Origin of the sequence: Corallococcus caeni (assembly GCF_036245865.1) — a bacterium.
Classification (GTDB): domain Bacteria; phylum Myxococcota; class Myxococcia; order Myxococcales; family Myxococcaceae; genus Corallococcus; species Corallococcus caeni.
The window spans coordinates 1-14,552 of the sequence record NZ_BTTW01000013.1 but is presented as its reverse complement, the minus strand read 5'-3'; the positions used below and the strand labels follow the sequence as shown (position 1 = coordinate 14,552).

Below are 14,552 nucleotides of genomic sequence, written 5' to 3'. Positions count from 1 at the left end.
AAAGGCTCCATCGTCCGGAACATGCGGGCGATGGAGCCTTGAGTTCAGGGAGCCCGTGGCTCCCAGCAATCACACCTGCGGCGACAGGATCTTCGTGATGGCGCCTTCGAGCCGGCTCTTGGGCACCGCGCCGACGATCTGCTCCACGACCTTGCCGCCCTTGAACACCAGCAGGGTCGGCAGCGAACGGATGCCGTACTCCTGGGACGTGTCCTGGTTGGCGTCGACGTCGAGCTTGGCGATCTTCATCTGACCCTTGTAGCGGGTCGCCAGCTCCGCGACGGCGGGAGCAATGGCCCGGCAGGGAGCGCACCAGGCGGCCGTGAAGTCCACGAGCACGGGAACGTCTGACTCCAAGACTTCCTTCTTGAAATTGGAATCCCCGATATCCAGTACATCCGTGCCAGCCATGTTTCCTCCTGGTACCTTTACGCCCGAGACACATGCAGGGGCCGCGACCATCCTGATCCGGAACCTAAGGGCCACGCAGCGAAAAAGCACGGCTTTGGCGGCCCGGCGGCGGGACCAGTGTCGGAGAGTGGAAGACGACCCCATTCACGGAGCGAAAGGCAGGGCCAGATGCGTGAGGGAAGGGCCATCTTGGGGCGTGTGGTGTGGCGGGAGCTGACGACGCCGGAGCCGGAGAAGGCGAAGGCCTTCTACGCCGACCTCTTCGGTTGGACGTACCAGGAGGCCGCACCGGGGGCGGGGACGACCATCCGGCTGGCGGAGCAGCCCCTGGGGGCCATCCGCCAGGCCCAGCGGGTGGGGTTCGGGACGGGCTGGGTGAGCTTCGTCTCGGTGGACAACGTGGACGCCTCGGTGGTGATCGCCTCCGCGGACGGGGGCGGGGCGCTGCCGGGGCTCAGGGAAGTGCCCGGGCTGGGGAGGGTGGCCCGGGTGGTGGACTACGCGGAGGCGATGCTCGCGGCGGTGAAGAGCCCGCCGGGCACCCCGGTGCCGCCGAAGGCGGAGGTAGGAGCCTTCTGCTGGGAGACGCTGATCACCCCCGACGTCGCCCGGGCGAAGGAGTTCTACGGAAAGGTCTTCGGCTGGAGGCTGCAGTCCTCGGCTGACGGCGGCACCCTCTTCGCGGCGGACAGCACCCCGGCAGGCCAGGTCGCCAGCGCGGAGGAGTCCCCGGACGCAAGGCAGCACTGGCGCACGCACCTCCGGGTGGACAACCTGGACGCAACGCGTGAGCACGCCGTGCGACTGGGCGCGAAGGTCCTGGTCCCACGCAGGGCAGGCCCCGCGGGTGGAAGCCTCGCGGTGCTGACGGATCCGACCGGCGTGGAGTTCGGCCTCCTGGAGCCCGCGCGTTCGAACTGAGCGCGGTGGCCATCTGCGCGGGTGTCCATCCCTCCGACGGGGGATGGGCGCCCCCACGGCGGAGCGCTAATTGAAAGTGACCGGTCGGAATCGCGATCGGAGCGGCCTGCACCGCTCACTTCAAGAAGGCAGCCACCACCATGCAACAGACGGTCATGAACCTCCGCAGGATGGGTGTGCGCTTGGATGGCACCCTGGAGATCAATGGGTCGCACAAGAAGATCGTAGGCTCCGTTCCGTTTTCGGTGTTCCGAACGGCGCTCCTTCACGCAAGCCCGATGGACCTGGAGAGGGCGAGCAAGAAAGCCCGACTGGACGCCAGCTTCGCCCAGCTTGATGAAGTCGAAGCGTTGCGTGAGCAGGTCCAGCGCGAGTTCACGGGCGCCCGTTTGACCAACGTCCAGAAGTACGCGGACTACATCGAGCGGCGAGTGCTCTCCGAGCAGCACTACAGTCTTCCTGCCCAGTCGCTCTACACCCCGGATCCCGTCCTGACGCGCCTCGTGGACGTGGAGAACGGCGGCTATCTGGAGCAGGAGCCGGATGGCTACGGCCCGCTGGGACTCGCGACCGCCTGGATCAACCACGGCTCCATTGTCGTCAACACCGACTCGGAGACCCAGGCCGCTGCGTTGTTCCTCCTGATGCAGCGGATTAGCGAGCGCAGCGCGGGCGCGAGCCGGGTTGGAGACCAGAAGGAGGTGGAGCGGCTCAAGGAGCTGCGCAGGAAGCTGGACTCCATCTCCATCACCTACGAGCTGCACTTCGACGCGACGCTTGCCTGGGCCAAGCACAGCTTCTTCATCCGCAACCGGCGGGGCATCAAGCACTCGGGACAGTCGCTCAACAACCAGGATGATCCGCTGATTGCGACGGTGCAGTCCATCCTGGAGCAGCAGCCCGCCGTCGCGGCCGCACTGGATCCGAAGCGGCGGCAGGCGACCGACGAGAAGCCCCTCACCCTGGGCAGCCTCTCCCAGTTCGCGGCCTGCATCCTCCTGGGCCTCTCCGGCGTCCAGAAGTCCAACATCCCCGACGACATGGACGAGGACGAGTTGGAGCGCCTGCGCGAAAGCGCCACCGAGTGGATGCGGGCGTTGACCGCCACCCTGGGTGAGCAGCTCACCCGTCGCGACAGTGTTGCGTCCACGCCCCAGGTGCTCGCCGCGCTTGGAGCCGTGGGGCATGCCGTCCACCTGGAGTCGGATTCGACGAAGAGGCTGCCGCAGGCCGAAATCCTCAAGCGACTGGGCAGTATTGACTGGTCCAAGGCCAGCGGCCGTTGGAACGGTGTGGCCGGCAAGCTGACGGTTGATGGCGCGTTCTCACAGGCAGGCGGCGTCAAGGAGTGGGCGACGCGCATCTACTCCGCCATCGTCAATCCCGCCTCGCCGTTCTATTTGCAGGTCACGGCGGGTGCGCCGCTCCAGGGACAGCCGCTCTTCGCTGCTCAGTAGTCATGCGCTTACGCGTGACGACTGAGCAGCGAGAGTTCTGGGTACGCGGCCGAGCTACAGGTGGCGCTGGACCAGTGAGCGGAGGGGCTGCTCCGGTCCAGCGATCATGCCTTCCAGCAGGGCCTGGAACTCCTCCAGGAGCCGGGTGATGGCTTCCGCGCCGTGGCGGCTCCGGTAGTAGGAGAGGACCAGCTGTAGCTCCGCGCCGGGGATGACCTCGACGCGCAGCGGGAACTCCGTCTGTGCGACGTCGTAGTTCTCCCGGGCGAGCGGATGCTTGCCCACCCAGCCCTTCCCGACCTCGAGCAGCGCCGGATCCACCGGGTAGTTCTCGAACACGATGATGCTCTCGAAGGGGACGGTGTCCGGAGACATGCCCGCGAGCTGCTGGATGCGCGGCAGGGGCGTGTACTCGTGCTGGCGCGCATCGACCTGACGGGTCTGCAGCTCCTTCAGCCAGGGCACGAGCAGCGTGCCAGGGTCCACCTGGATGCGCAGGGGCAGTGTGTTCATGCACAGCCCGACGACCGTCTCCACGTCGGCCATGTCCGTGGGCCGGCCCGAGGAGGTCACGCCGATGACGACGTCCTTCCCGCCCTGTCCATGGTGGTGCTGCAGGAGGACCCAGGCGCCCTGGACCAGCGTGTTCACCGTGAGCTGGTGCTGTCGGCCCATCGCCTGGAGCGCCGCGGTGGTGGCCGCGGACAGCGTCAGGCTCTGCTTGTCGAACCGGTCCTCCTGAAGGGCCAGCGGGGCAGGGGCGGGCCCGAGGACCAGGGGCTCCGGACCCGAGAAACCGCTCAGCTGCTGCCGCCAGAACTGCTCGGACGCGGCGGCGTCCTTCTGCTGGATCCACCCGATGTAGTCCGCATAGGAGCGCCGCGCCTGGAGCGGCGGGGCCTCGTTCGCCAGGAGCGCCCGGTAGGTGAGGAACACGTCCTTCAGCACGATGGCCCGGGACCAGCCATCCAGCAGCGCGTGGTGGTTGCTCCAGGTGAAGTAGTACGTGCTCGCGTCCACGTGGATGAGCAGCAGCCGCATCAGCGGCGCCTGTGACAGCTCGAACCCGCGCCGCCGGTCCGCCAGCAGCAGCGCCGCCAGCTGCTCCCGCTGCGCGTCCAGGGACAGGTGCCGCCAGTCATGGGCCTCGAGCGGCACGTCCACCGCGCGGCGCACCACCTGCAACGGTTCGTCCAGTCCCTCCCAGACGAAGCCCGTCCGGAGGACCGGGTGGTGCGCCAGCACGCGCTGCCAGGCCTCCCGGAAGCGCTCCACGTGGAGGTCACCCGGGAGCTGCATGCTGGCGTGGACGACGTAGAGCCCTGGGGCATGCGGCCCCCGGTCCCGCGTCAGCATGTTCCGCTGCATGGGGGAGACGGGGTACAGCGCCTCGATGCTGGCGTCCTCCGCGCGCATCCGGTCCGCGACCTGCTGCTGCCGGGCCGTGAGCCGGGGCCCCGAGGCCTCCTCCGCGGGCCGCGCGGCGACGGGCTCCACCACCTCCGCCAGCGCGGCGAGCGTCTGGTGCTGGAAGAGCTGCTTCGGGGTGAGGTGGAGCCCCGCCTGCCTCGCCCGCGCGACCAGCTGCACGCCCAGCACCGAGTCGCCGCCCAGGCTGAAGAAGTTGTCGTGCACGCTGAGCTGCTCGACTCCCAGCAGCGCGCTCCAGATGCCCGCCAGCACCTTCTCCTCGGGCGTGCGCGGCGCCACCACCGGCTGCGCGTCCTGGCGGATCAACTGGGGTGCCGGCAGGTTGCGCCGGTCCACCTTGCCGTTGGGCGTCAGCGGCAGGGCCTCCAGGAAGACGTAGGCCGTGGGCACCATGTACTCGGGGATCTGGGCCTTGAGGGCGGCCCTCACGTCCTCCGCCGTCAGCGCCTGGCCCGCATCGGGCACGACGTAGGCCACCAATCGCTTGGGGCCCGAGCCCTCGGCCCGGGCGACGACGATGACCTCGTCGACGCCGGGGAGCTTGCGCAGGGCGGCTTCAATCTCTCCCAGCTCGATGCGCAGCCCGTTGATCTTCACCTGGTTGTCGATGCGGCCCAGCAGCTCCAGGTTGCCATCCGGACGGTAGCGGGCCAGGTCCCCCGTCTTGTAGAGCCGCCCGCCGGGGCGCGTGCTGAACGGGTGCGGGATGAACTTCGTGGCCGTCAGCTCCGGCCGGTTCAGGTAGCCCCAGGCCACCCCCACGCCGCCCAGGTGCAGCTCGCCTGGCACGCCGATGGGCACCGGCTGCAGCTGCGCGTCCAGCACGTAGCAGAGCTGGTTCGTCATGGGCATGCCGTACGGGATGCTCTTCCACGCGGGGTCGGTCTCCACGACGTCGTAGATGGTGGAGTCCATGGAGATCTCCGTGGCGCCGCCCAGGCTGATGACCCGAGCACCCGCGACCACCGCCTTGAGCCGGTCCGGCAGCGAGACGGGGATCCAGTCGCCACCCAGGAGCACCAGGCGCAGCCAGCGGGGGACTCGCTCGCCGTCGGTGCCCACGCTGGCCAGGAGCATCTCCAGCAGCGCGGGCACGGAGTGCCAGACGGAGACGCGGTGCTGGACCATGAGCTGCGCCCAGTGGGCCGGGTCACGCTCGAGCGCCGCGACGGGCAGCACGATGGTGGAGCCTGCGGCCAGCGTCCCGAAGACGTCATACGCGGACATGTCGAAGCTCAGCGAGGACAGGGCCAGCACGGCGTCCCCGGGGCCCACCTGGAAGCGGCGGTTGAAGTCGGTGAAGTTGTTCACCCGGCCCCGGTGGTCCAGCATCACGCCCTTGGGGTTGCCCGTGGAGCCCGACGTGTAGATGACGTAGACGAGGTCCTCCGGCGTCGCCACGTGGGCCGGGTTCGTGTCCGGCTCCCGGGCAATCTCCGCCCAGTCCGTGTCCAGGCAGAGCACCCGCGAGCGCTGCGCGGGCAGCCGCTCCAGCAGCGGCGACTGCGTGAGCAGCACCGGCGCCTGGACGTCCTCCAGCATGAACTGGAGGCGCTCCTTCGGGTAGGCGGGATCCAGCGGCATGTAGGCGCCACCCGCCTTCACGATGCCCATCAGGCCCACCACGGCGTCCAGCGAGCGCCGCACGCAGATGCCCACCTTGACGTTGGGCCCCACGCCGAGTGCGCGCAGGCGGTGGGCCAGCTGGTTCGCGCGCCGGTTGAGCTCCCGGTAGCTCAGCGCCTCCTCGCCGCACACGGCGGCGACGGCGTCCGGCGCACGGTCCACCCACGCCTCGAACAGCTCATGCAGGCACGCGCGCTCCGGGAACGCCAGGTCCGTGGCGTTCCAGTCCCGCAGGAGCTGCTGCTGCTCGGGCGCGGTGAGCAGCGGCACGCGCGACAGGCGCTGGCCGGGATCCGCGGCCAGGCTGGCGAGGAGCGTGCGGAAGTGCCCCTCCATGCGGTGGATGGTGGCCGCGTCGAAGAGGTCGGTGCTGTACTCCAGCGACACCTGGAGCCGGCCCTCGACCTCCATGAGATAGAGCGTCAGGTCGAACTTCGACGTCCCGCTCTCCACCTCCATGGGCGCCATCGTCAGCTCCGGCAGCGCCAGCGGCTTCGACGGGTCGTTGCGGAACACGAACATGACCTGGAACAGCGGCATGTGGCTGAGGCTCCGCTCCGGCTGGATGAGCTCCACCAGCTGATCGAAGGGGAGGTCCTGGTGCGCGTACGCGCCCAGGCACACGTCCTCGACCTGCTTCAGGAACGCGCGGAAGCTCGGGTCTCCGTCGAGGCTCGTGCGCAGCACCAGCGTGTTGGCGAAGTAGCCGATGAGGCCCTCCAGCTCCGGCTGGGTGCGGTTGGCGATGGGCGTGCCCACCAGCAGGTCCACCTGGCCGTTGTAGCGGTGGAGCAGCAGCTTGAAGGCGGCCAGCATCGTCATGAAGAGCGTGACGCCCTCCTGACGGCTCACGTCCTTGAGCGCCGTCGTGAGGGGCGCATCCAGGTGGAAGAGGTGGTGCGCGCCGCGGAAGGACTGGACCGCCGGGCGGGGCCTGTCCGTGGGCAGCTCCAGCACCGGCAGGCTGCCCGAAAGCCGCGCCTTCCAGTACGCGGCCTGCTTCGCGTACTCCTCACCGCTCAGCCACTCGCGCTGCCACACGGAGTAGTCCGCGTACTGCACGGGCAGCTCCGGCAGGACCGAAGCGCGGCCCGCGGCGAGGCTTGCGTAGAGCGTGCCCATCTCCTGGAGCATCACGCCCATGGACCAGCCGTCGGAGATGATGTGGTGCATGTTCAGGAGCAGCACGTGCTCCCGCTCCGCCAGGCGCAGCAGCGTCGCGCGGACCAGGGGCCCCTTCTGCAAGGCGAACACGTGCCGTGCCTCGGCGAGGGCGTGCCGCTCCACCGCCGCGTCCTGTTCGGCGCGGGGCAGGTCCTGGAGGTCCACCACCGGCAGCGCCAGCGACAGCGCCGGTGCGATGACCTGCACGGCGCGCCCGTCCTGGGACTGGGGCGTGAAGGTCGTGCGGAGGACCTCGTGCCGGCGGACGATCTCATTCAGGCTGCGTCGCAGCACCTCCGCGTCCAGCTTCCCCGTGAGCCGCACGTTGGTGGGGACGTTGTAGAGCGGGCTGTCGGGCTCCAGCTGGTCCAGGAACCAGAGCCGCTGCTGGGCGAAGGAGAGCGGCACGGCCACGTTCGGGGGCCGCCGGGGAACGGCCGGACCCCGGGGGGACTCGGTCTTGTTCTTGAGCTGCCGTGACAGCAGGGCGCGCTTCTCGGGAGGAAGGGCGGCGAGTCGCTTGGAGAGGTCGCTCATGGAGAGGTCCGTCGTGCTCGGGAGGGAGTGACGCCTACGGCTCGGGGTGGGCGGCCGCGTAGCGGGGAAGGGGGAAGCGCCGGGACAGGGCGCGGACCTCCGCGCGGATGCCGGCCTGGAGGGTGGGGTTGAGGCTGTACTCGCGCGGCCCCAGCACCTCGATGCCGGAGAGGACGCGGTGGAAGAGGTCGGCGCACAGCTCCATCTCGCGCGGGCCGTAGCCTCGGCCCGCCAGCGTGTTGGTGCCCAGCCGCACGCCGCTGGCGATCTCCGCCGGGTTCTTGTCGCCCGGGATGGAGTTCTTGTTGACGATGATGCCGCAGGCCTCCAGCGCCTGCTCCGCCAGGATGCCGGTGAGGCCCCGCGCCGCGACGTCCACGAGCACGATGTGGTTGTCCGTGCCGCCGGAGATGATGCGGTAGCCGCGCTCCTGGAGCGCCTGCGCCAGCGCGCGCGCGTCCTCGACGATGCGCTCCGCGGTGGCCTTGAACCCGGGCGTGACGGCGACGGCCAGGGCCCGGGCCTTGGCCGCCATGGCGTTGATGATGGGCGCGCCCTGGAAGTAGGGGAACACCGCGCGGCGCATCAGGTCGGTCAGCGTGTGCTTGCCGTCCGGACCCATCGCCTCATGGTCGCGCCCCAGCAGGATGAGCCCGCCGCGCGGCCCGTAGAGCTGCTTGTGCGTGCACGTGGTGGTGAAGTGGGCGTGGTCGATGGGGTTCGGGTGGAGCCCGGTGATGACCAGCCCGGCGATGTGCGAGATGTCTGCCAGCAGGTAGGCGTTCACCTCGTCGGCGATCTCCCGGAAGCGGCGGAAGTCGACGACGCGCGAGTACGCGGTGGCGCCGCAGATGATGAGCCGGGGCTTGAACTCCCGCGCCATCCGCGCGGCCTGCTCGTAGTCGATGAAGCCGTTCTCATCGACGCCGTAGTGGACGGAGCGGAAGTACTGCCCGGACATGGAGACCTTGGACCCGTGCGTCAGGTGGCCGCCCGCGCGCAGGCCCATGCCCAGGATGGTGTCGCCCGGCGACAGCAGGTGCGACATGACGATGTAGTTAGCCGACGTCGCCGAGTGCGGCTGGGTGTTCGCGTACTGCGCCCCGAAGGCAGCCTTGGCCCGGTCGATGGCCAGCTGCTCGATGCCGTCGATGCGCTCGCAGCCGGCGTGGTAGCGCTTGCCCGGGTAGCCCTCGGCGGTCACGTTGACCGCCACCGAGCCCTGGCACGCGAGCACCGAAGGGTCGGCGATGCTGCACGAGGCGACCATCACGAGCGTGTCCTGCTGACGCTCGTACTCACCTTCGAGCAGCGCGAAGAGCGCGGGATCTTCCTCGGCGAGGAGCTCGGTCCCGCTGCGCATGAGCTCCGAAAGGACGTTCTTGTTCACGGGAGATTCCTCTCGTTGGGATGGATGGGGAAGGAGCGGTGTCACGGCGTTCATGAGGCCTCGCTTTCGGACAGCAGGTCCGCGGCGTCCTCGCTGGACATCGCTTCGATGTCGGCGAGCATCCGGGCCAGGGTGTCGTCATCCACCTGCTCGGCCTGCGCCTCGAGGACGACGTCCGCGATGCTGGCGACGGTGGGGCTTGCCAGCAGACGGCGCAGCGGAAGCTCCACCTTGAAGGTGGCCTTCAGCCGGGTGGTGAGCTGGGTGGCCAGCAGCGAGTGCCCACCCAGCTCGAAGAAGTTGTCGTGGATGCCGACCCGGTCGAGCCCGAGCAGCGTCTGCCACAGGTCCGCGATGGTCTGTTCCAGCTCGCCGCGGGGCGCGACGTACTCGGTGCGCAGCTGCGGACGGGCGTGCGCGAGGTTCGCGCGGGAGGTGGTGCCGCCCGGGACGGCGCCGTCCTCCTGGAACCGGGTCCACCGGTCGAGCCGGGCCTGGAGCGAGCCCGTGGACATGAGCACCTGGGCGACGGGCTCCAGGGCCAGGAGGTGCTCGAAGGCCTTCACGCCTTCGGAGGAAGTGACGGTCAGCTCCTGGAGCGTCGCGCCGAGCGCGTTGTCCCGCACAGGCGGCGCGTCCGTCCGCCAGCCCTCCCAGTTCAGGGAGATCCAGGGGTACGTGGAGGTCCGGCCGTGAGCCTGGGCGAAGACGTCCATGAACCGGTTGGCGGACGCGTACGCGGCGTAGCCGAGTCCACCCAGGACCGACGCCAGCGACGAGCACAGGATGCAGAAGTCGAGCTCGCGTCCCTCCAGCAGCGAGGCCAGCACCTGGAGGCCCCGCACCTTGGGATCGAAGTGCCAGTCACAGTCGGTGGGCGCGGCCTCGTCGATGAGGCGGACGGCCCGGTCACCCGTCGTGCCCGCTGCGTGGATGACGCCATGGAGGGGCCCGAAGCGGGCGGTGGCCGCTTCGAGCGCCGCGGACATCTGCCCCGCGTCCGCCACGTCCGCGCGGAGCACCAGGACCTCGGAGCCCAGGGCCTCCAACTCGTCGAGTGCACGGAGCCGCTCGCGGGTCGGCGCGTCCGCCGTGCTCGCCTCCTCACGGGTCGGCACGCCGGTCCTGCCTAGGAGCACCAGCCGGGCCTGGACGGTGCGCGCCAGGTGTCGCGCAAGCTCGAGGCCGATCTTCCCGAGCCCGCCGGTGATGAGGTAGGTGCCGCGCTGCCGGAGCGGGAGGGCGGCTTCGGTGGAGGGACGCGAGGGAACCTGCTCGAAGGTCCTCACCCAGCGGTGGCTGCCGCGGTAGGCGACCTCCGCGTCCTTCACGTCGGCGAGCACTTCCTTCACGAGCCGGGCCGCGAGCGTGGCGGTGCCCGCCGCATCCATTGGGAGCTCCACGTCGATGCTCCGGCAGGTGAGGTTCTGGTGCTCCTGCGGAATCACGCTGCAGAGGCCCAGGACGGCCGCCTTCGCGGCGTTCAGCGGCTCATGGCCGGTGACCTCCTGCGTCCCATTCGACAGCGCCACGATGCCCAGCGACTCCGAGAGGTGCTGGCTCCCGAGTGCCTGGGTGAGGAACAGCAGGCTGTAGAAGCCGAGGTCCAGGTACCGCTGGAGAACGTCGGCGTCCGGACGCGTGAGTCCCCAACCGTGGAGAATGAGGTCCGGTGGGGATTGGCCGGCGCTCAGCTCACCCAGGAGCCGCCCGTAGTCCGCGCGGTTGCGCGGATCGATGACGAACCCGTGACTGCCCTCGCGTCGGTACTCCGCGCCCATGGAGACGGAGACGACGGAGTGACCGAGTGCTTCGAGGCGCGAGACGAGGGCGGAGGCGAGGCCGAGCGGGTCGACGAAGACGAGGCAGCGGCGGGACGGGGAGACGGATGCAGCGGGAGGAAGCGAGCGCTTCCAGGAGGGCAGATAGAACCAGTCCTCGACGCGGGACTGCTTGCGAAGCGGATCCGCGAGAGCAGTCAGGGAGGCGTGGCCCGGCTCCACCCAGAAGCGCTGCCGCTCATAGGGGTAGGTGGGGAGGAGCGCGCGGCGAGGAGGCGTGGCGTGGACGGCAGGCCAGGAGATGGGGACGCCGGAGAGCCACGCACGGCCAAGAGACGAGAGCAGTACATGCACGTCGTCTGCTTCCTCCTGCGGGTGACGCATGGAAGAGAGGACGAGGGCGTCCGGGTGCGAGCGAGTGGAGAGGTGGGCGAGGCGGGTGAGCGTCTGGCCAGGGCCGACCTCAAGGAAGAGGGGCGAAGGCAGAGAGGCGAGCGCCGTCTGCACACCGGAGGCGAAGCGCACCGTCTGGCGAAGGTGACGGGCCCAGTACTCGGGGCTGGTGGCTTCGCTGGAGGTAATCCAGGTGCCGGAGACGTTGGAGAGGAAGGGAAGCGAAGGAGGCTGAAGGGAGAGGGAGGAGAGGGCGCGGGTGAACTCCGCGAGAAGCGGCTCCACCATGGAGGAGTGTGCAGCGACGTCGATGGCGATTTCGCGGTGCTCGACGGAGGAGGCGCGAAGACGCTCAGCGAGCTGGGCGATGGAGTCGGTAGGGCCGGAGACAACGCAGAGGGAGGGAGCGTTGACGGCGGCCAGGGAGAGCGAGTCACCCAGCAAGGGGAGGACGTCAGCCTCGGAGAGGGCGACGCTGAGCATGGAGCCCGCAGGAAGCTGCTCGAAGAGGCGGCCACGGAGGCAGACGAGGGCGAGCGCGTCTTTCAGTGAGAAGACGCCCGCGAGGCATGCAGCGACGTACTCGCCGAGGGAGTGGCCGATGAGGGCCTGGGGCTTGAGTCCCCAGGCGAGCCATTGCTGGGCCAGCGCGTAGGAGGTGACGAAGAGGGCCGGAAGGCCGAGGCGGGGCTGGCGCAGGAGGGAAGCGCAAGCATCGGCGCGGGAGGCCTCGGGGTAGAGGACGGCGCGCAGGTCCTGGCCGAGAAGAGGCAGCAGGAGGGAGGCGCAGCGGTCGACGGTGTCGCGGAAGAGGGGAAGGGAGGCGTAGAGGGACTGGCCCATGAGGGCGTACTGGGCGCCGCCCCCCGGGAACATGAAGACGACGGGCCTGTCGTCGGACTCGTCGAAGACAGAAGGCAGGGGGGCCTGGAGAAGTTGCGAGGCCTGGAGGGCGTCGGAAGCGACGAGGAAGCGGCGGTGGGGCAGCAGGCGGCGACCGACCTGGAGGGTGAAGGCGACGTCGGCCAGGGGCAGCTCGGGGTGGGCCCGCAGGTGCGAGGCGAGCTGGGCGGTGGCGCTCTCCAGCGCGGACGCCGTCTTCGCCGACAGCACCAGCACCTGCGGTGCGTTCGTGGAAGCAGCGACCTCCCGCGCGGGGGCTTCCTCGAGGATGACGTGGGCGTTGGTGCCGCCGATGCCGAAGGCGCTGACGCCCGCCCTTCGAGGCACACCCGCAGGAGGCTGCCAGTCCTGCAGCGAGGCATTGACGTAGAAGGGGCTGTCCTCCAGGCCAAGCTGCGGGTTGGGCGCGGAGTAGTGAAGGCTGGGGGGCAGCTTGCGGTGGTGAAGCGCGAGCGCCGTCTTGATGAGGCCGGTGACACCCGCCGCGGCATCCAGGTGGCCCAGGTTGGATTTGACGGAACCCAGGGCGCATGTGGCGCGCGAGGACGAACGGAAGGCACGCTTGAGGGCCGCCAGCTCGATGGGGTCGCCCAGGGGTGTGGCGGTGCCGTGCGCTTCGACATAGGAGATGGACGCAGGCTCCACGTCGGCCATGGCGAGCGCTTCGGTGATGGCTTCGGTCTGGCCATCCACGCTGGGAGCCGTGAAGCCGGCCTTGAGAGCGCCATCGTTGTTGATGGCCGAGCCCTTGATGACGGCATAGACGGTGTCGCCGTCGCGCAGGGCATCCGAGAAGCGCTTGAGGAGGACGACACCGACGCCGTTGCCGCTGACGGTGCCCTGGGCCTTGGCATCGAAGGTACGGCAGTGGCCATCCGGCGACAGGATGCCTTCCGGCTCGTAGACGTAGCCGGAGGCCTGCGGAACCTGGACGCAGGCGCCCCCGGCCAGCGCCATGTCGCAGCGGTAGCTGATCAGGTTCTGGCAGGCGACATGGACGGCGACGAGCGAGGTGGAGCAGGCGGTCTGGACGGTAAGGCTGGGGCCGCGCAGGCCGAGCTTGTAGGCCACGCGCGTCGCCACGAAGTCCTTATCGTTCCCCAGCGCGGCCTGGTACCCCGAGGCACCGGCCAGCAGCTCCGGGTGGCCGTACAGGTTGTGCAGGAGATAGGTGTTCATGCTCACACCGGCGAAGACGCCAGTGCGGTTGTCGGCGGCGGGAGCCCCGTGGCCCGCGCGCTCGAGGGCTTCGGCGGCGCACTCCAGGAAGAGGCGCTGCTGGGGATCCATGGTGGCGGCCTCGCGGGGAGCGAGGCCGAAGAACGAGGCATCGAACTGGTCGATCTCCGCGAGCACGCCGCGGGCGGGCACGTAGTCGGGCTGGCCCCGCACGGAAGCGTCGACACCGGCGGCGGCCAGCTCTGCGTCGGAGAAGAAGGAGACGGACTCGGCGCCCGCGCAGAGGTTCTCCCAGAGCGCCTCGATGCTCTGCGCACCGGGGAAGCGCCCGCTCATGCCGATGATGGCAATGGTCTCCATGCCATCCTGGGGACCCTCCTCGACCAGGCTATCCATTCTTCTTCCCTTCCTTCATGCGCATCAGCAGCCGCTTCTGTTGATCCATGACCTGCTTCTGTTTGGTGGCCCGCTCCTGATGCTTCTCGAGCGAGGGCTGCTCGGAGCCGTCACGGCTCAACAGCTTCGCGAGTGAGCGGATGGTGGGAGCCTGGAAGAGCTCGACCAGAGGAACGTCGAGCTTCAAAGCCTCGCGCAGCTGCGCGTGTAGCTGGACCATCAGCAGCGAGTTGCCGCCGAGGTCGAAGAAGTTGTCGTGGACGCCGACCTTGTCGAGGCGAAGGACGGCCTGCCACGCGGAGGCAAGCTGCACCTCCAGAGCGCTCTGCGGAGCGACGAAGCCCGTGTCCAGCGAGGGCCGGGCATCCGGCGCGGGCAGAGCACGCCGGTCCAGCTTGCCGTTGGGCGTGAGCGGAAGCGCGTCCAAGGGCAGCAGGTGCGCAGGCACCATGTAGCCGGGCAGCAGTTGCTGCAAGGCACGGCGCAGCTCACTGACGGAAGGCGCGTCGGGAGCAAGGACGAGGTACGCGACGAGACGCTTGTCGCCGGGCACGTCCTCACGGACGAGGACGGCCACCTCCCGCACCCCAGGCTGGCGGGCCAGCGCGGCCTCAATCTCGCCCAGTTCGATGCGGAAGCCGCGCAGCTTCACCTGGTTGTCATTGCGACCCAGGAACTCCAGCTGGCCATCCGCGCGCCAGCGGGCAAGGTCACCCGTGCGGTAGAGGCGCGCGCCGGGCGAAGTGCTGAAGGGGTTGGGGACGAAGCGCTCCGCAGTGAGCGCAGGCTGGCCGAGGTAGCCACGGGCCAGGCCTTCACCCCCGAGGAAGACTTCGCCCGGGACGCCGAAGGGAGTCGGCTGGCCGAAGCGGTCCAGCAGGTACACCTGGGAGTTGGCGATGGCGCGCCCAATGGGAGGGGTGCCCGTCGCGTCGGCATCGAGGAGGGCCCAGGTGGAATAGG

The 14,552-nt window shown here is 69.5% G+C and carries 7 protein-coding genes; 2 read left to right on the top strand and 5 right to left on the bottom strand.

The genetic code is table 11. The annotated features are described in order from the left end of the window. Window positions 1-69 precede the first annotated feature (69 nt). Entirely contained in the window at window positions 70-411 is a 342-nt protein-coding gene (trxA, locus tag AABA78_RS36515) for a thioredoxin (RefSeq protein ID WP_171419872.1), read from the bottom strand. A gap of 198 nt (window positions 412-609) precedes the next feature. Between trxA and AABA78_RS36510 the strand changes: the two genes are divergently transcribed. Beyond that, complete coding sequence (locus tag AABA78_RS36510; RefSeq protein WP_338270228.1) at window positions 610-1,332, top strand: VOC family protein; 723 nt, start codon at window positions 610-612, stop codon at window positions 1,330-1,332. A 278-nt stretch (window positions 1,333-1,610) separates the two neighbouring features. Continuing rightward, window positions 1,611-2,789: a DNA sulfur modification protein DndB gene (locus AABA78_RS36505; RefSeq protein ID WP_338270097.1), complete on the top strand. Its 1,179-nt coding sequence runs from the start codon at window positions 1,611-1,613 to the stop codon at window positions 2,787-2,789. 54 nt (window positions 2,790-2,843) lie between these two features. On the opposite strand, the gene AABA78_RS36500 is transcribed toward AABA78_RS36505, so the two are convergent. From AABA78_RS36500 to AABA78_RS36485, 4 genes are all read right to left on the bottom strand, one after another. Beyond that, window positions 2,844-7,547, bottom strand: a complete 4,704-nt coding sequence (locus AABA78_RS36500) for a non-ribosomal peptide synthetase (protein ID WP_338270096.1) — start codon at window positions 7,545-7,547, stop codon at window positions 2,844-2,846. Between the two features lie 34 nt (window positions 7,548-7,581). Next, window positions 7,582-8,937 (bottom strand): serine hydroxymethyltransferase, encoded by a 1,356-nt coding sequence (gene glyA, locus AABA78_RS36495; RefSeq protein WP_338270095.1) that lies wholly within the window; start codon window positions 8,935-8,937, stop codon window positions 7,582-7,584. 50 nt (window positions 8,938-8,987) lie between these two features. Then, window positions 8,988-13,589, bottom strand: coding sequence for a type I polyketide synthase (locus tag AABA78_RS36490; protein WP_338270094.1), 4,602 nt, complete (start codon window positions 13,587-13,589; stop codon window positions 8,988-8,990). Beyond that, a partial coding sequence (locus AABA78_RS36485; RefSeq protein ID WP_338270093.1) for a non-ribosomal peptide synthetase occupies window positions 13,582-14,552 on the bottom strand: 971 nt, incomplete at its 5' end. The genes AABA78_RS36490 and AABA78_RS36485, both read right to left, overlap by 8 nt.